The following is an 18,454-nucleotide window of genomic DNA, read 5'->3' on the forward strand; positions in this document are numbered from 1 at the left end:
CAAGGTAGTGAAGGCCCTAGCCCGGGCGCTCAAGCGAGCGTGGATCCCTGTGGTGTTGGTGGTCGTGCTCGCCGTCTCGGCTTTGGTGGTCTCGCGGCTGCACAAAATTTTCGGGTCCCAGGACCTCAACGCGAATGCGGGCAGGGGGATCGAGATCGTGCAATTCAATCCGAAGGTCGTCGTGTACGACATCTCCGGGCCGCCGGGGTCCACCGCGAACATCAACTACTGGGACGAGAACGCCAACACTCACCAGATCAACAACGCGCCGCTGCCCTGGTCGACCACGATCTCCACCACGCTTCCCTCGGTGAGCGCCAACATCATGGCGCAAAGCGACGGCAGCCGGATCAGCTGCAAGATCACCGTCGACGGCGTCGTCCGCGACAACCAGAATTCCGACGGCCATAACGCCCAGACCTTCTGCCTGGTGAAGTCGGCATGACCGACATCGACAAGGCCGGTTCCGGCGCCAGAAGCGCCGAAGACGACGAAGCCACGGGTCCGATCACGGCCAAGAAGCCCAGCATGGCGGATCGCGGCCACCGCCCTTATCTTCCCCACGCGATCCGTATCTTCGCGATACCGATCATCCTGGCCTGGGTGTTCGTGACGGTGCTCGTGAACACGATCGTTCCCAAACTCGAAGTCGTCGGCGAAGCGCATTCGGCGCCGATGGCCCCACTGGACGCTCCGTCCATGAAGGCCATGATGCGGATGGGGCACAACTTCCGCGAATTCGATTCCAACAGCACCGTCATGATCGTGCTGGAAGGCCAACAACCCCTGGGCGACGACGCGCACCGCTACTACGACAACGTCATTCGCCAGCTGCGGCAGGATTCCAAGCACATCCAGCACATCCAGGACTTCTGGGGAGACCGGCTGACCGCGGCCGGGGCACAGAGCGCCGACGCCAAGGCCGCCTATGTGCAGATAAACCTTGCCGGTAATCAAGGCACCACGCAGGCCAACGGGTCCGTGGACGCGGTCCGCAAGGTGATCGACGAGAACAAGGCGCCACCCGGGGTGAAGGCCTACGTCACCGGTCCCGCCGCGCTGTCCGACGACATGCACATCATCGGCAACGCCAGCCTGGCCAAGATCACGCTGTTCACGCTGGGCGCCATCGCGATCATGTTGCTGCTGGTCTACCGGTCCATCGTCACCACGCTCGTGCAGCTGTTCATGACCTTCGTGGCCCTGGCGTGTGCGCGAGGGGTCGTCGCGGTTCTGGCGTATCACGACGCATTTGGGCTCACGACCTTCGCCGCCAACATCCTCACCATGCTGGCGATCGCCGCCGGGACCGACTACGGCATCTTCCTGGTCGGCCGGTATCAAGAGGCGCTGGCCGCCGGTGAGGATCGAGAAAGCGCGTACTACACCACATTCAAGGGTGTTGCTCCCGTCGTCCTGGGCTCGGGCCTGACGATCGCCGGGGCGACCTATTGCCTGAGTTTTTCGCGGTTGCCCTGGTTCAACACCATGGGCGCACCCGTGGCGATCGGCATGCTGGTCGTGGTCGCGGCCGGGCTCACCCTGGGCCCCGCGGCGGTCTTCATCGGCAGTCGCTTCCACCTCTTCGAAAAGCAGGCCAAGCGTGGCCGGCTATGGCGCCGGGTTGGCACCGCGGTAGTGCGTTGGCCCGCACCGATTTTGGCCGTCAGTGCCGCGGTCGTGCTGGTCGGCATGATCGCCCTGCCGAGTTTTCACACGAGCTACAACGACCGCCATTACCTGCCGTTGTCAGCCCCGTCCAATCAGGGGCAAGAGGCCGCGAACCGGCATTTCTCCGAGGCGCGGATGAACCCCGACCTGTTGATGGTCGAGTCCGACCATGACATGCGAAACCCGGCCGACATGCTGGTGTTGGACCGGGTGGCAAAGAACGAGATGCGCACGCAGGGCATCGCCATGGTCCAGGACATCACCCGGCCGCTGGGAATCCCGATCCAGCACAGCTCGATTCCGTTCCAGAACAGCATCCAGAGTCAGACCACGATGCAGAACATGAGCTTCCTCAAGGACCGCATCGCCGACATCCTGAGGATGGCCGACGATCTGCAGACCCAGATCGACACCACGCAACGCCAGTACGAGGTGTCGCTGGACCTGGCCAACGCCGCCGACGACAGCGCAAAGACCACCGAGGTGACGTCGCAGATCACGGACAAGTTGCGCGACCACATCGCGGATTTCGACGACACCTTCCGGCCGGTACGGAGCTACTTCTACTGGGAGCGGCACTGCTACGACATCCCGTTGTGCATCGGCATACGGTCCCTCTTCGACACCTTCGACGGCTTCGACCAGCTCGCCGAGCAGTTCCACTACCTCACCGCCGATATCGCACACACCGCCAAGGCCACCCACGACCTGAATGCGCTGTTCCCCGTACTGATCTCGACCCTGAAGAACACCAGGGGCATCACGCTGACGCTCTACCAGACGTTCAAGGCGATGATCGATCAGATGGAAGCGATGAGCAACACCGCCATCGTGATGGGGCAGAGCTTTGATCAGTCCAAGAACGACGACTTCTTCTATCTGCCGCCGGAGGCCTTCGACAACCCCGATTTCCAGACGGGCCTTCGCATGTTCCTGTCACCCGACGGCAAGTCGGCCCGGTTCTTCATCACCCATCAGGGCGATCCGATGAGTCCAGAGGGCATTGCACGAGTCGACGCCGAACGTACCGCCGCGCAGGAGGCGTTGAAACAGTCCTCGCTGTCGGATGCCCGGGTGTATCTCGGTGGAACCGCCGCGACGTTCCGGGACATGGCCGACGGCGAGAAATACGACCTGATGATCGCCGTGGTGTCGGCCCTGACGCTGATCTTCACGATCATGCTGCTGCTCACCCGGAGCGTGGTTGCCGCGCTGGTGATCGTCGGCACGGCGGCCAGTTCGATCGCCGCGTCATTCGGGCTGTCGGTGCTGATTTGGCAGGACCTGTTCGGCATCAGAATCCACTGGATCGTGATGGCGCTGTCGGTCATCATCCTGCTGGCCGTCGGATCTGACTACAACCTGCTGCTGGTGTCGCGGTTCAAAGAGGAAATCCATCACGGACTCAAGACGGGGATCATCCGATCGATGGCCGGCACCGGTGGGGTGGTGACCGCCGCGGGGCTGGTGTTCGCCTTCACCATGGCGTCCATGCTCGGCAGCGAACTGCGGGTGCTGGGGCAGTTCGGGTCGACGGTGTGCATCGGCCTGCTGCTCGACACCCTGGTCGTGCGCACACTACTGATGCCGTCGATCGCCACCCTGCTCGGTCGCTGGTTCTGGTGGCCGCTCGTCGTTCACCCGCGCGGTGACTACGGCCGTCCGCGCGCCGTCACGCCACCGGTGACGTCAGCCGCCAGGAGCTAAGTCCAGGCAGACCGCCACGGCCCCCGGGCCGACGTGCAGCCCGAGCACCGGCCCCAGCGGGCTGACGATCGCCGGCTCGCACGCCGGTAGCCGCTGCGCCAGCGCCGCCGCCACCTGGTTCGCTCCCTCCGGGTTGGCCACATGCTGCACGGCCAGGGCGGCGGGGCTCTCGCCGACGACCTCGCAGACCCGGTCGATCATCGCCGCGGTCGCGTGGGTCACCGTCCGCACCCGTTGGGCGAGAACGAGTTTGCCGTCATCGATGCGCAACAGCGGCTTGAGCGCCAGCGCGGTCCCCAGCCACGCCTTGGCCCCGCCGATCCGCCCGCTGCGGCGCAGGTTGTCCAGGCGGTGCACCACCACGAACGCGTGGCCGCGCGACACCGCCGAAGTCGCGGCGCCCGCGACGACGGACAGGTCGCCGCCGTCGGCCGCGGCGCGCGCGGCGGCCAGCGCCACGAACCCCGTTCCCATTGCGGCCGAACGCGAGTCGATGACGCGCACGTTCGCGTCCAGGTCGGCCGCGGTGCGTTGGGCGGCGCCGCAGGTTCCGGACAGCGCCGAGGAAAGATGCACCGCCACCACGCCGTCACCGCCGCTGTCGGCCAGCGCCTGCTGATAGGCGTTGGCCAGTTCGGCCGGGGTGGCCGCCGCGGTGGTCGCGTGCTGCTGGTAGATGTCGTCGGGAATGTCGTCCACGCCGTCGCGCAGGTCGCGGCCGTCGAGCAGGATGTGCAATGGAACCACGCGGATGGACCACTTTTCGAGCAGATCGGCGGGCAGGCGCGACGACGCATCGGTCACGACCACGACTGGCATCGCGTTACCCGCGGGGCTTCTCGCCGGCAACGCCGGCTTCGGCCAGGGCCTTGAGCATCAGCTCCGCGACCGCCTGGTGGGCTTCGAAATTCCAATGGATGCCGTCAGGGTTACCGCGCCCACTCATGACCTGTTCCGCGACAGCGGCTTTGAGATCGACCAGGGGGACGTCGTGTTGCTCCGCCCATTCGGTGATCGCGGACACCGTCCCCGCGCGGCCATGGTGGGCCTTGCCGTACGTCTCGGCGATGTGCACCGACGGCAGTGACGCCACGATCGGAATGCCGGGGCGGTTGAAATCGATTGCGCCGCGGGTCTGTTCGAGGTATTCGGCGCTCAGGTGCGGCGGCAGCGCCGACCGGGCCACCGGCGAGAGCCGGGGCTGCAGCCACGCGTAGCCGTCGCGGACCCAGCGGCGCAGCCACGGCGGCCGCACGTAGCGGATCAGCTCGCGCACCGCGGTCGGCAGCACCGAGGGCAGCGAATCCATTCCGCCGGTCGCGAAGATCACCGCGCCCGCCCGGGGCAGCGCCGCCCAGGCCCGCGGGTCCTGCGTCGCCGCCCACCAGACGTCGCGACAGGTCCAGCCGATGCGCCCGATCAGCTCCACATCCCAACCCAGTTGCGTGGCAACGATATTGGGCCAGATGCGGGGATCGTCGGCGGGCAGGCCGCCGGTGGGCCCGTAATAGGACAGGGAGTCGGCGAACACCAACAGGGTGGGCCTGGACCCCTGCGTGCGGGACGGCTCAGAGGACATCGTTGGCAACCTGCGCGGAAGCGTTCCACACATCGAGGCGCCAGCGGACGGCATCGAAATCGGCGCCGGCGCCCCAATCGTCGGAGTGGCCGGACAACTGCACCCAGCTGGCATTGCCCATGCCGCCCAGCACCGGCCAGTTGGCGACCGGCAGCCGCAACAGCGCGGCCGACAGGGCGGCGATCAGGCCGCCGTGGGCGACCAGCACCACCGGCCGATCCGGTTGGTTCTCATCTCCCCACTCCGACTCCCCCGATACCAGTTCGGCGACCAGCGGCAGGCTGCGGGCGGCCACGTCGACCCTGCTTTCCCCGCCATGCGGCGCCCACGTCGCGTCCTCGCGCCACGCCAGGCGGGCGCCGGGCGCCTCGACGTCGATCTGGGCGTGCGTCAGACCCTGCCAGTCACCCAGGTGGGTCTCGCGCAACCGCTCGTCGACCCAGACCTTCAGCCCCGTGCGCTCCCCCAGCTTGATGGCGGTGTCGTACGCGCGCCGCAGGTCCGACGAGACGATCAGCAGCGGCTGCAGCTTGCCCAGCACCTCGGCCGCGGCGACCGCCTGCGCGCGGCCCAGCTCGCTGAGCTCGGTGTCCAGCTGGCCCTGCATCCGGCTGCCGAGATTGAAGTCGGTCTGCCCATGCCGCAACATCACCAGACGGCGGATCCTCATCGCGCGCTCGCCGCGTCGTCCGAGTCGTCGGAATCGGACGGGTCTTCGCCCCGCTCATCGAGGTCCACCGGTATCACCGGGCAGTCGCCCCACAGCCGGTCCAGCGCATAGAAGTTGCGGTCGTCCTGGTGTTGGATGTGCACGACGATGTCGCGGTAGTCGAGCAGCGTCCAGCGCCCTTCCCGGGCACCCTCGCGCCGCGCCGGGCGGTAGCCCGCCTTACGCATTTTCTCCTCGACCTCGTCGACGATCGCGTTGACCTGCCGCTCGTTGGACGCCGAGGCGATGACGAAGCAGTCGGTGATCACCAGTTGGCCCGAGACGTCGATGACGAGCACGTCGTCGGCCAGTTTGGAGGCGGCCGCGCGCGCCGCGACGGTGGCCATCTCGATGGCTTCCCGGGTGGCGGTCACGTGTTGTTTCCCGCCGCGAATGACGTTGGGCGCGTTGATCCTTCGGCCGTGCGGTACAGCCGACGCTTCGAAACGTATTGCACGACACCGTCGGGCATCAAATACCACAGCGGGCGGCCCTCCTCGGCGCGCCGGCGACAGTCGGTCGACGAGATCGCCAGCGCCGGAACCTCGACGAGGGTCAGCGCGTCCTCGGTCAGCTCGCCCAGGACGCCGGTGACGTGTTCGCGGCGCAGCTCGTATCCGGGCCGGCTGACGCCGATGAAGCGCGCCAACCCGAACAGCTCCTCCCAGCCCTGCCACGACAGGATCGACTCGAGCGCGTCTGCGCCCGTGATGAAGTACAGCTGCGATTCGGGGTTGAGCGCGTGCAGGTCGGCCAGCGTGTCCCGGGTGTAGGTGGGACCGGCGCGGTCGATGTCGACCCGGCTCACCGAAAACCGCGGATTGGACGCGGTGGCGATCACCGTCATCAGATACCGGTCCTCGGCGGCGGAGACGTGCCGGCTCTTCTGCCACGGCTGGCCGCTGGGCACGAAGACCACCTGGTCCAGGTCGAACAGGTCGGCGACCTCGCTGGCGGCGACCAGGTGGCCGTAATGGATGGGATCGAACGTCCCGCCCATCACCCCGAGCCGGCGAAGCTGCTTTTGCACGGTTTGCCAGCTTACTTGAGCTCAGGCGCGGCGCTGATTTTGCAGGTCGGGGCTCGATTCGCCGAACATCGCGATAACGACTGGTGGCGAGACGAAATCGCAAATCAATCCGTTGGCGTTGCGACTGTGTCGCCCTGGTGCGGAACTTTCGTGAGCAGAAGTTCCACAACGATTCTGGGCATCTCGGCGATGATCGGCACGTCGGCGCTGCGCCGGGGGAGAAAAACGTACCTGCGCCGGTTTGCGACGGCCGCGACGACCTCCCGCGCCACCTTCTCCCGCGGCACATCAACCATGAGCCCCAGCCGGTAAAGACGGCGGTACGACCTGGCGGTGGGTCGATACCGCTCGGAGGCGGCGAGCATGTCGGTGGGTACCGGTCCGAGCGCAACGAGGGTGGTGCGGATCGGCAGCCCGCGAAGGTCGGCCCGCAGACCCGCGGTGAATTGCGAAAGGGCCGCTTTGGACGCCGAATACGGGATGTTTCCGGGAAAAGCGATGCAGCCGCCCATCGAGGAGACGTTGACGATGTGTCCGCCGCCGCGGCGCAGCATCCGTGGTATCACTTGCCGGCACAACTCCGCGGGCGCGAGATAGTTGACCTCGGTGACGGTGCGCAGATGCTCGTAGGTGACGTCGGGGAACCCGGCGGCGCTGTCGATGGCGGCGTTGTTGACCAGGATGTCGACGGGACCGTCTGCGGTTTCGACCCGGTCGATCAGCTCGGCGACCTGCTCGGCATCGGACAGGTCGGCGACGTGGGCCGATCCGCCGAGCGAAGTGGCCACCGCTCGCAGGGCCGTCTCGGTCCGCGCCACCAGCGAGACGTCGGCGCCGGCGGCGACGAAGGCGCGGGCGAGCGCCTCCCCGATGCCCCGCGACGCGCCGGTGATCAACGCCCTGCGTCCCCGCAGGTTCGGTGCTTTACGGTCGAGCCTCATCGCCCCGAGCTCCGCCGAGCAGTTCCTGGATCTTGGCCGCCGCGTTCGAGACCGTGAGCGCGTTGCCGATTCGGGGGATCAATCCGACCACCTCGGAAACCAGGTCGGCGGTGCTTTGCAACTGCTCTTGGGTGTGCTCGCTGGTTACGAAGAACCGCAGCCGCTCCTGGCCGGGCGGGACACCCGGTGCCACCACCGCGCCGACGTATACGCCGCGTTGCAGCAGCATCGAGGAGCTGAACAGAACCTGGAATTCGCCGGGGACCAGCACGGGACAGATCGGCGTGTTCTCCGCGAGCCCGACGTCCAGCCCGCGCTCGCGCAGAGCCGCGTTGAACCACTCCGCGTTGCGCCACAACCGGGCCAGCCGGTCGGGCTCTTTGTCGAGCACGTCGAGGGCCGCGAGCGCGGCGCCTGCGGCCGCCGGTGAGGGGCCGCCGGTGAATTGCTCGACCCCCGGAGCGATCGTGCGGATCGCCTCGATCAGGTCACCGTTGCCGGCAATGAAACCGCCGCAGCTGCCCAACGCCTTCGACAGGGTGCCCATCCAGATGTCCACCGCGTCCCCGGGCAGGCCGAAGTGTTCCCGTACGCCGTGCCCGTGGGCGCCGAGCACACCGAACGAATGCGCCTCGTCCACCATGACCGCGCAATCGAATTCGCGGGCGACGGCGGCGATCTCCGGCACGTGACCGATGTCGCCGTCCATGCTGTAGTGGGCTTCGATGACCACCATCACGCGCTCGAAGCGGGTGCGCGACATGCGCAGCACGTTGCGCAGCGAGTCCGGGTCGTTGTGGCGGAACGTCAGCTGGCGCGCTCCCGACCACTGCCCGCCCGACACGATGCTCGCGTGGTCCAGGGCGTCGCAGACCAGCGCGTCGCGCTCGCCGAGCAGGAAACCGATCACTCCCGCATTGGCGAGGTACCCGCTGGTGGTGATGACGGCCCCGTCGACGTCATACAGCCGCGCGAGCCGGCTTTCGAGCTCGGCGTAGAGGTCGATGCCGCCGGAGAAGATCCGGCTGGCCGACGCCGAGGCGCCGTATTGCGCGAGCGCATCCTGGCCCGCGCGCACGACCTCGGGGTGCGCGGCCAGGCCGAGATAGTTGTAGCTGGAGAAGTTCGTTGCCGGCCCGCTCGGTCCGTCGATCACGGGGTTGTTGGGGCCTCGCCTCTGCAGGAACAGCGGACTCGGCATCCCGGTCAGCTCGACCATCTCCAGCGCGCGAGCTCGTCGCTCGCCGGTGGCGAGCACGTCCGGGTGATCGGCGAAGGGCAAGCGCGCCCGCTTTTTCACCGGCACGGCCGGAGCCGGGAGTGGCGCCGAAACCCGTTGGGGCGCTGTGTTTGACGGCGCGGCGAGCAAACGGCGGGCAGTCTCGCGTGCCGAAACGTCGTTCAGGCTGTCGCTCACGCGGCGAGCCCCTTGCGCGCCAGGATCATGCTCGCGACGTGAGCGCCCGCCTGCCGAAGATCGAAGGCGCGGCCCAGGGGAAGCGAATTCAGTTGCACGCCAAGCGCTTGGCTGGTGCGGGCGCCGAATTCGACGGCCATCAGTGAATCCAGGCCGAGCTCGGTCACCGGCACGTCGAGGTCGATGGATTCGGCCGAGACACCCATTACCACCGCCAGCTGCTCGGCGAGCATGTAGGCGACCACCTCGGCGCGCTTACCCTCGTCAAGGGCGACCAGGGCGGCGCGCAGCCGATCCTCCGCCGAATCGGCTTCGGCCGCGGCGGCGACGGCGCCGGCGGTGCGCCGCAAGTGCGGGAAGTGACCGGCCGCGCCGCTGAGCTTGGTCCAGTTGATGCAGATGATCGACGCCTGAGTGATGTTGAGCCGCAGCGCCTCTTCGAGATAGATCGCTCCGTCGTCCATGTCGATCGGATCGAAGCCCGCGGCTTCCAGGAATTTCGCCGCCGTCGGATCGGCGGCCATGCCGCCGCCACGTCCCGACATCCGGCCCCAGCCGATGCAGGTTACCGGCTGGCCCTGACGGACGATGGTCTCGGCCAGCGCCTGTACGGCCATGTTCGCAGCGATGTAGCTGTACTGACCCAGGATGCCCAGCAGCGAACCGCCCGACGAATAGAAGACGAACTGGTCCAAGGTGATCCCCGCGGCGCGGATCGCCGACCATAGTGCCCGCGCCCCATCGACCTTGGATTCGAAGACCCGCTTGAGCGCGTCAAGCTCCACGTCCTGCACCCGCTGATCGGCCACGGCCCCGGCCGCATGGAAGATGCCCCGTAGCGGGCGGTCGGACGTGTTGCAACGATTGACCAGCGCGTCGACGGCGGCCGTGTCGGTGATGTCGATCCGTTCTTCGCTGACCTCCACCCCCGACGCGCGCCACAGGGCGAGCTGCTTGCGGGCGAAATCCGTTGTCGCGCCAGTCCTGCTGGCCAGCACGAGGTGCCGGGCTCCCCGGCGGACCAGCCAACGCCCGGTCGCAAGGCCGAAGCCGCCGTATCCGCCGGTGATCAGGTACGCGCCATCGGGATCGGTGACGAATTCCGGCCAGTGCGGCTTGACCGGCACCGCGTCGTCGGTCAGCCGAACCGCCATGCGGCCAATGCGTTCCGAGCGGAACGCTTCTTCGGCCGCCGCCGCCAGCTCCGCGGTGGCAACGATCGTCACCGGCAGCGGCCGATAGGTCCCCTCGGCGAATTTCCGGTACACCGTCGTGGCGACCGCCAGGAATTCCTCCCGACTGGTGCGAATCATTCGGTCCAGGTCGATCGAGAAGTAGTCGACGTTCTTCTCGAAGAGCAGCATGTCCAACGTTCCGCCGGTGTAGACGCCGGGCTTTCCGATTTCGGCGATGCGGCCTTGCTCGGCAACGGCATCGAAGCTGTGCCGGAGGACCTCGAGAGGTGCGGCGGTGCAGACCACATCCACCCCGCGGCCGTCGGTGAGTTCGCGGACATCGTCGACAAAATTCAGCGAGCGCGAATCGATCATGTGGTCGGCACCCGCGGCGAGCGCGTAGGAACGCCGCTCGTCGCTGCTGGCGGTGCCGATCACCCGCGCCCCGCACCACTTCGCCACCTGGATGGCGGCCGATCCCACACCGCCGGCGGCACCGTGTATCAACACGGTTTCACCCGGCTGCAGCCGGCACATGTTGATCAACGCGTATTCAGCCGTGACGAACGAGACGGTGCTGCTGCAGTGTTCGGGCCGGAACTCCTGGACATCACTGGCGGGCAGCGGGACGCACAGGTCCACGTCGATGACGAGATAGCGGGTCAGCATTCCCCGGGCGAATGTCGCGACGACCTGCCCGACCCGCGGCTCGACGACGCCCGGCCCGACGCGGGTCACCAGTCCGACACCCTCCATGCCCATCTCGCCGCGGTAATGCGACCCGCTCAACTCTTGTTCGCCAACCAGACCGAGTGCCTTGACCGCATCCTTGTACCCGATGCCGACATCGATCATCTGCAGCTCCACCTGACCCGCGCCCGGCGATCGCCGGCCGCAGCGCCGCCAGGCGAGGTCGGAGAGGATACGCGACTTCGGGAGCTCGACGGTGTAGTTCGCCTCCCAGTCGGTGAGCTCGGTTGCCTCGTCCATCTCCTCCAGCCGCTGCGCCAGCGTGCGCGTGACTACCGGGGCGAATCGCATGCCGCTGCGCAGTATCACCTCGTCGGCGCCGTCCGCGCTGAAAGCACCCGGCACCGCGAGTTCCGCGACGAGATCGTCCAGACCGGTTTCCGGCTCGGTGTCCACCAAACGCCACCGCAGCCGCTTCTGCTCGCAGATCAGGACGCGCCGAGCGCCGGCCAACGCGGCATGGCCGGGATTGGGTGACGATTCGTCGGTGGGATGGGTGAAGGCCCGTTCGGTAACCAGGCTGACGTAAAACGCGTCGTCGCCGAACGCCGACGTCTGCGCGGGCGTTCCACCGAGGTCTTGGTCGAGGAATGCCTCGACGACGGTGGCAACGTTCCTGAGTGCCCAGATGGCGCCGATGTCGTCCGTGACGTCGCCCACGACGACGCAGATGTGCAACCCGCGCGGCTCCGCCAGGGATTTGTGAAGCAACTTAAGTTGTTGTGTCACAACGGCTTCAGTGTCAGTGTTCCGAGGGGTGCAGTCGCACAGGACCGCGTGTGGCAGGGTGTCGGTGAGTTCGCCGAGCCGCGCGTGGGGACGATCACCCAGGGCGACGACCAGCGTCGCCGTCTGCTCCGCCGGCGGCGGACCAGCGAGGGGCAACGGATCCAACAGATCCCAGACCTCTTGATAGAAATGCTGCTCGATCTGGTCGAGCGGCCCGCGCCCGGGGTTGATTGAACCGCACCGCATGCCCGAAATTTGTGCGTACACAAACTGTTCCGGGTCCAGCATGACGATATCGACCCGCAACGGGTCGGCCGGGTCCCGGCTCGCGACAATCGTGATCTCGTCGGGCGGCCTACCGAAGACTCGCACGCTGTCCAGGCCGATCGGAACGACCGTCCCCAGGCTGCGGCCGACCGCCTGATGGATCAGCGACCCCCCGGTTTGCAGCGCGGTATCGATGATGCAGGGGTGGGCAAAATGCTTCGCCTCGTCCGGCGGCAGCCGTGCGTCAACCGTGCACACCGCCTGCCACATGTTCATTCGCAGCGCCGTCACACGCCGGAAGCGGGGCCCGAATGTCACGCCATGGCCGGCCATGTCCTCGTAGAAGTCCTCGGGATCGATCTCGATCATGTCGCGGGTGTCCGGGACGGACCATTTGACGGCCGCATATGTCCCTTCGACCAGCCGGGCGGTGGCGTGCACCGTCCACACCGTGCTCGTGGCCGGGCGGGAGCGGACCGTGATCCGGCGGCTGGCGACGTCGACATTCGTGCGCAGCACGGCACCGTCGACCGGATCGACAATCAGCGGAGCGAGGAACTGGACGTCTTCGACTGCGCCCGAGGTCAATCCGGTGTGCAGCGAGGTGGCGCTGAGCGCGGCGTCCACGTACGCCGCGCCGGGAAGCATGCACCGACCGTCGACGACGTGATCGGGCAGCCACGGAAGCGTCTGGCCGCTCACCCGCAGTTCCCAGCAGAACCTGTCGTCGAAGTCCGGATCGCCCAGCATGCCGTAGCCGTCGGGGGTGCCGTGCAGGTACTGCCGCAATTCCGGGGGTTCGTTGAGCAACCGCTGCCGCTGCCAGGGATACCGAGGCAGCGGGAAATGCGCGGCGGGCCCGGCGAACATCGCCGTGATGTCGAGCGCTCCAGCACCGTAGAGGCCGGCGATGGTCTGGCGCACGCTCTCGGCGTCGGGTCGCTCCCGGTCCAAAGTCGGTATGGTGGCGCCCGACTCGCCGGAGAGCAGCAAGACCTCGCGGATGTTTGCCGACAACACCGGATGCGGGCCGACCTCCACGAATACCCGATTTCCCGCGCGCAGAGCCGCTTTGACGGTGTCGGCGAATAGCACCGGCCGGCGCACGTTCGCGCACCAGTAGTCCGCGTCCCAAAGGTCGCCCTCGCCCACGACCTCGCCGGTGACCGACGAGTACACCGGGATGGTCGGCCGCGTGGGCGCGAGGCCGGCCAGCGCACCGCGCAGCTCGGACAGGATCGGGTCCATGCGGCGGCTGTGGTAGGGCACCTCCACCCGCAGCAGCCGGTTGAAGACCCCTCGTTCGCTCAATGTTTCAGCGAGGACCCCCAGTTGATCCACGTCGCCCGCGACCGTGACGGACGACGGGCTGTTGATCGCGGCGACGTCGATCGCCAGGTCGCCGCCGAGCAGGGCACGGACCTCGTCGGCCGGCAGCCCGATGGCGAGCATGCCGCCCGTTCCGGCGGTGGTTGCCTGCAGCCGAGCGCGGTGATAGGCGACGAGAAGGGCATCGGACAGCGACAGCATGCCGCTGACGTAGGCCGCCGACACCTCGCCGACGCTGTGCCCGACCACCGTGCTCGGGGCGACCCCCCGCTCGGCGAGCTCGCGGGTGAGCGCCACCTGGACAAGGAAGTTCGCCGGCTGGGCGATCGCCGTCGACGTTATTCGGGACTCGTCCTCGCCGCGCGACAGCTCCTCGACCACCGACCAGCCCGCGATGCCCCGGAAGACGTCGTCGATCTCGGCGGCGGCAGCCGCGAACGCGCCACCGGCGTTGAGCAGGTCACGACCCATTCCCCACCACTGCGGACCCATCCCGGTGAACACGAACATCGGCCCGGCCGACCGTGGCACGATCGACGCGAGTGGTGTTGCGCCAGAAGCGATCTCCCGCAGCCGCCCCGTGAGGTCACCGGAATCCGAGAAGGCCACCCCGGCCCTATGGCGGTGATGGGCACGGCGCGTCCATGCGGCCTCCACCAGTTGCTCGACATCGGAGCCCGCCTGAAGCGCATCGGCGTAGCCGCCGGCCAATTCACGTGCCGCGGCCTCGCTGCGCGCCGAGAGGGGAAACACATCGACCACCCGGCTCGATGCCTCGCCGGCGGGGCGCGGTGCGCCGTGCGGCTCCGCGATTATTGCGTGTGCGTTGGTCCCGCCGTACCCGAAGCCGTTGACAGCAACCGACATTCGCTCGACATCGGGTCCCACCGGCTCGGCTTCCAGCTGGACGGCCAGCCCCAGTTCGTCGAAGGGGATCTCGGGGTTGGGAGTGTCGAACCAGCCCTGCGGCGGCAATGTGCGGTGGTGGACGGCGAGGGCCGCTTTGATGACGCCGGCGATGCCGGCGGCGGCTTCGGTGTGGCCCAGGCTGGCCTTCAGCGATCCGATGGGAAGCGGCCTGTCGCGGCCGGCACCGGCGCCGTACACACGCCCGAGCGCCCCTAGCTCCACCGGATCGCCGACCGCCGTTCCGGTGCCATGCGCCTCCACGAAGGTCACGTGATCGGGGGCGACGCTTGACCGCGCACACACCGAACGGGCCAGCGCCTCTTGGGAATCGCCGTTCGGCACGGTGATGGCCGGGGTACGACCGTCCTGATTGGAGCCGGTCGCCTCGACGATCGCGTAGATCCGATCTCCGTCGCGCAAGGCGTCATCCAGCTTGCGCAGCAACACCATCCCGGCGCCCTCGCCGCGACCGTAACCGTCGGCGGAGGCCGAGAATGATTTGCAGCGGCCGTCTTCGGCCAGGAATCCACCTTTGCACATCATTACGAAGGTTTCCGGCCGCAGCAGCGCGGTAACGCCGCCGACCAGAGCCATCTCACAGTCGCCTTGGGAAATCGCCTGGCAGGCGAGGTGCAGGGCGACCAGTGACGACGAACAGGCGGTGTCGACGGTCAGCGCGGGCCCGGTCAGGTTGAGCGCGTACGCCAGCCGGTTCGAAAGCATCGTGAACGAGGCGGACCCGGCGGTGCTCATGTCGAGCTGAGCAAGCCCGGTCGGGCCCATCGCGTTGAGCGAGTGGTCCCAGGTGAACGCGCCGACGTACACGCCAACCGCGGTGCCGGATACCCGGCCCGCCATGCCGGCATCGTCGAGCGCTTCCCAACCGACCTCCATGATCAACCGTTGCTGGGGATCCATGCTTGTACCCTCGCGCGCCGACATTCCGAAGAATTCGGGATCGAACTGCCAGGGGTCGTCGTGGAGGAATGCGCCGCGCTTGGTGTACATCCTGCCGGCCGCGCGTCTGTCGGGATCGTAAAAACGCCGGTAGTCCCAGCGCTCGGCCGGTATCTCCGTCACGCCGTCACCCTTGCGGATGATGAAGTCCCAGAATGACTCCGGGGAATCGATTCCGCCCGCGTAGCGGCAACCAATTCCGACGATGGCCAGGTGACCCATCAGTTGTACTCCCGAAGATTGCGTGCTATCAGTGCTGAGAGAGGAACCAACGATCGATCTTGTCGCCAACCGGGCGCCCCACGCACGCCTAGTGCGGTACCCGTCTCTGGCGGTTTGCTGATGGAACCAGGAGCAAATTTACGCCGCGCGCCAAGATGACGCGCGGTTTTCAAATGAATTTTTTTCGTCCGAAAAGTATCAAAAAGCCGCCTGCGCCGCTGAACGGTGCCCACCGGCTCAGACGCCACGAACATTGATCCTGACCGACGTTGTGGAAGGCGATCGTCAGCCGGATCGAACTAGGCGCCAACCGGAAGGGCAGCGTTTGCGCCCAATAACTCGGAAGACCCGGCCGGGGCGGTCGCAGACATGCCGCCGGCATTCTCGACTGCCTCGTCGGAGACTCCACAGATGAAGATCCCATCGGTCGTCGCAAACGTGGTGCTCATCGCTGATGCCTTCCGGTTCCCGCTAGCAGCTGCATTTCTTTGCCAGCTGACGCGCTGGGCACGGATGAACCGTAATCCACTTCGAGCTCAAGCGGCATACGGCAAAACGCGTATGTTCGCCGCGGCGTCTTTGCGGGACTGGCTGTGGGCGGCGTGACTCACGCCAATTTGACAGCGGCACTTGCCCCGTCCAGCGAACGAGCCCACCAATCCGGCTAGCACAATCGCGACCGCGACCGGCGTGGTCATACCAGATGCCGGAATCGTTCTTGTCGCGGGGGAAACTGTTGTGCTGGAACGCCTCCCGGCGATGCGCTTAAGCCCGGGCCAGTGGGTAAAGTGGTGCGGCGCGTTGGCGCGGCTAGCGGACTGGTTCGTCCGGTAGCCGCTCGGCGTTCTCGCGGAGGCCGAACCGGTCGTGCAGGTGGGCCAAGGGTGCCGGTGCCCACCAATTCAGCCGCCCCAGCACGTGCATGAACGCGGGAACCAGCAACATCCGCACCAGCGTGGCGTCGGCCAGGACCGCCAGGCTCAGGCCCAGCCCGAACATTCGCATGAACGACACTTGGGCGCCTATCAACGCCGCGAACGAGATCGCCATGATCAGCGCCGCCGCCGTGATGACTTTTCCGGTGTGGGCAACGCCAAGCGCGACGCTCTCGTCATTGGCGGCCGGACCGCGCTCGGATGCCAGCCAGTACTCGCGTATCCGTGAAATGAGGAACACCTCGTAGTCCATCGACACACCGAAAGCGATGCAGAACAACAACACCGGCACGTCGACCTCCAGCGTGCCGGTGACCGCCGTTCCCAGTGCGTGTAGGTGCCCTTCCTGAAAGACCCACACGAGCGCGCCGAACGCCGCGGTCAGCGACATGATGTTCATCAGGACGGCTTTGACCGGCAAGATCACGCTGCCGGTCAGCAGGAACATCACCACCAGGGTGATCGCGCCGATGATCACCAGCACCAGCGGAAGTCGCGACGTGATCGCGTGGACGCTGTCCTGGTTACTTTGAGCGACGCCGGCAAGTTGCACCGGCCTACCCGCCGGAGTGGATACCCCGTGCAGCCGGCGCAGCTGAAGCGCCGAGGCATCCGAAAATAGCGGCGCTGCGCTGCTGACGGTGAGAAAGGCGCTGCCGTCCTTGATCTCGGCCGGCGCCGAAGGGGGCGCGGCCAGCCTGCCGTCGACAAACGTACCGTCGGGTGTGGACACCGCCGACACATCCGGTACCCGCGACAGGGCGCCAGCGTAGTCATCGAGGTCGCCGGCGGTCAGACCCGTCGCGTCCATGACGACGGTGATGTCCGGTATGCCGTTGCCCGGGAAATCGGCGCGCAGCTGACCGTTGACCGCGCGCGCCGAGGCCGACGCCGGCAGCACCCGGTCGTCAGGAAAACCCCACCGAACGTCCAGAAACGGCACCCCCAGCGCCAGTAGCAGGACGATGACGGCCACACCGATCGGAACAGCATGGCGCATAACGGCTTTCGTCCACCGATACCAGAACCACTGTTCGACCGGCGCGCGCTCAGGGGCCGGTCGGCTAAGGATCCGGCGCAACAGTGCGCGCACGTCCAGGGAATCCAGGTGATTGCTCAGTAGTGCGATTGCCGCGGGTGTCACGACGATCGCGGCAGTGGCGGCGAAGGCGACCACGGCCACCCCCGCATAGGCGAACGACTTCAGGAAGTACTGCGGGAAGAGCACCATGGTGGCCATCGACAACGCGACCGTCATCGCCGAGAACAGCACCGTCCGGCCCGTGGTGACCATAGTCCGGATCAGCGCTTCGTCCCGACTTCGGCCCTCCGCCAACTCGTCTCGAAACCGCGTGACGATCAGCAACGTGTAGTCGATGGCCAGCGCCATGCCCATCGCGACCGCCAGGTTCAGCGCGAAGATGGAGACGTTGGCGAACAGCGAGATCGCGCGCAGCGACGCCATGGCGCCCAAAACCGCGAACCCGCCGACCGTCACCGGCAACGCCGCCGCGATCAAGCCGCCGAACACCCAAACGAGCACCACAAAACTCAGCGGCATCGCGAGCGACTCGACGAACACCAAATCCTTCTCGGTTTGCCCATTCACCTGCCAGAAGACGGTGGCTTCGCCGCCGTCGCGCACGGCCACGCCGTCGCGGTCGTGCACGAGCTGGTCCGAAAGTTTCTTGGCGTTGTTAGGGGCATTGTTCTCGCCACCGAAGATGCCGGCGATGATCAGTCCGGTCTTGCCGTCCTTGCTGATGTATCCGGACGCCGCCGACGGCGGCGCCGTCCACGGGGACAAGATCCGCCCAACATTCGGCGAACTCTTCAGGTGCTCGACAAGATCGGTACCCACCGCCGTCGCCCGCGGGCCGAGTGCCCCGTCTTCGGCGTTGACCGTGATCAACATGTCCATATCGCCCTGGCCGAACTCTTGAGCGAGCCGAGCCGAAGCCCGAGATGATTCGGAATCGGGATCACGCATCCCGCCCGCCGACAGCGAGCCGATCACCGGCAGGCCGAAGATGGCGGTGGCGACCATCGCAAGCACCGCAAGGGCTAGGACCCGGCGCGGGGCGGCAAGGGACAGTCGAGCGATTCTGTCGAGCACGAGCAGCTCCT

The 18,454-nt window shown here is 67.0% G+C and carries 12 protein-coding genes; 3 read left to right on the plus strand and 9 right to left on the minus strand.

What is annotated here, in order from left to right:
• Positions 1-7 precede the first annotated feature (7 nt).
• Entirely contained in the window at positions 8-445 is a 438-nt protein-coding gene (locus tag AC5Y5E_RS29370) for an MmpS family transport accessory protein (protein ID WP_499907371.1), read from the plus strand.
• Positions 442-3,378, plus strand: coding sequence for an MMPL/RND family transporter (locus AC5Y5E_RS29375; RefSeq protein ID WP_499907373.1), 2,937 nt, complete (start codon positions 442-444; stop codon positions 3,376-3,378). The genes AC5Y5E_RS29370 and AC5Y5E_RS29375 overlap by 4 nt, the downstream gene beginning before the upstream one ends.
• Here the strand turns inward: AC5Y5E_RS29375 and AC5Y5E_RS29380 are convergent.
• The 8 genes from AC5Y5E_RS29380 to AC5Y5E_RS29415 all read right to left on the minus strand — a co-directional run bounded on the left by AC5Y5E_RS29380 (position 3,361) and on the right by AC5Y5E_RS29415 (position 15,392).
• Positions 3,361-4,197, minus strand: coding sequence for a DegV family protein (locus AC5Y5E_RS29380; RefSeq protein WP_499907375.1), 837 nt, complete (start codon positions 4,195-4,197; stop codon positions 3,361-3,363). The genes AC5Y5E_RS29375 and AC5Y5E_RS29380 overlap by 18 nt on opposite strands.
• 4 nt (positions 4,198-4,201) lie before the next feature.
• A complete protein-coding gene (gene octT, locus AC5Y5E_RS29385; RefSeq protein WP_499907377.1) occupies positions 4,202-4,957 on the minus strand; it encodes a diglucosylglycerate octanoyltransferase in 756 nt (251 codons plus the stop codon).
• Positions 4,947-5,627 carry a glucosyl-3-phosphoglycerate phosphatase gene (gene gpgP / locus AC5Y5E_RS29390; RefSeq protein ID WP_499907379.1) on the minus strand — a complete coding sequence of 227 codons (681 nt, stop codon included), beginning with the start codon at positions 5,625-5,627 and terminating at the stop codon, positions 4,947-4,949. Before gpgP ends, octT begins: the two co-directional genes overlap by 11 nt.
• Positions 5,624-6,040 (minus strand): ribosome silencing factor, encoded by a 417-nt coding sequence (gene rsfS, locus AC5Y5E_RS29395; RefSeq protein WP_499907381.1) that lies wholly within the window; start codon positions 6,038-6,040, stop codon positions 5,624-5,626. Before rsfS ends, gpgP begins: the two co-directional genes overlap by 4 nt.
• A complete protein-coding gene (gene nadD / locus AC5Y5E_RS29400) occupies positions 6,037-6,696 on the minus strand; it encodes a nicotinate-nucleotide adenylyltransferase (RefSeq protein ID WP_499907383.1) in 660 nt (219 codons plus the stop codon). Before nadD ends, rsfS begins: the two co-directional genes overlap by 4 nt.
• A 104-nt stretch (positions 6,697-6,800) precedes the next feature.
• Positions 6,801-7,637: an SDR family NAD(P)-dependent oxidoreductase gene (locus AC5Y5E_RS29405; RefSeq protein WP_499907385.1), complete on the minus strand. Its 837-nt coding sequence runs from the start codon at positions 7,635-7,637 to the stop codon at positions 6,801-6,803.
• Positions 7,621-8,919 carry an aminotransferase class I/II-fold pyridoxal phosphate-dependent enzyme gene (locus tag AC5Y5E_RS29410; RefSeq protein WP_499907387.1) on the minus strand — a complete coding sequence of 433 codons (1,299 nt, stop codon included), beginning with the start codon at positions 8,917-8,919 and terminating at the stop codon, positions 7,621-7,623. The genes AC5Y5E_RS29405 and AC5Y5E_RS29410 overlap by 17 nt, the downstream gene beginning before the upstream one ends.
• 131 nt (positions 8,920-9,050) lie before the next feature.
• Complete coding sequence (locus tag AC5Y5E_RS29415) at positions 9,051-15,392, minus strand: type I polyketide synthase (protein ID WP_499907389.1); 6,342 nt, start codon at positions 15,390-15,392, stop codon at positions 9,051-9,053.
• A gap of 411 nt (positions 15,393-15,803) precedes the next feature.
• Here AC5Y5E_RS29415 and AC5Y5E_RS29420 point away from each other — a divergent pair, with 411 nt between their 5' ends.
• The gene (locus tag AC5Y5E_RS29420; RefSeq protein WP_499907391.1) at positions 15,804-15,998 is read left to right on the plus strand and encodes a hypothetical protein; all 195 of its coding nucleotides are present in this window, start codon (positions 15,804-15,806) and stop codon (positions 15,996-15,998) included.
• A 204-nt stretch (positions 15,999-16,202) separates the two neighbouring features.
• On the opposite strand, the gene AC5Y5E_RS29425 is transcribed toward AC5Y5E_RS29420, so the two are convergent.
• Positions 16,203-18,443: an MMPL family transporter gene (locus AC5Y5E_RS29425; RefSeq protein WP_499907525.1), complete on the minus strand. Its 2,241-nt coding sequence runs from the start codon at positions 18,441-18,443 to the stop codon at positions 16,203-16,205.
• Between the last annotated feature and the right edge of the window lie 11 nt (positions 18,444-18,454).

The organism is Mycobacterium sp. NGS54, assembly GCF_059812465.1.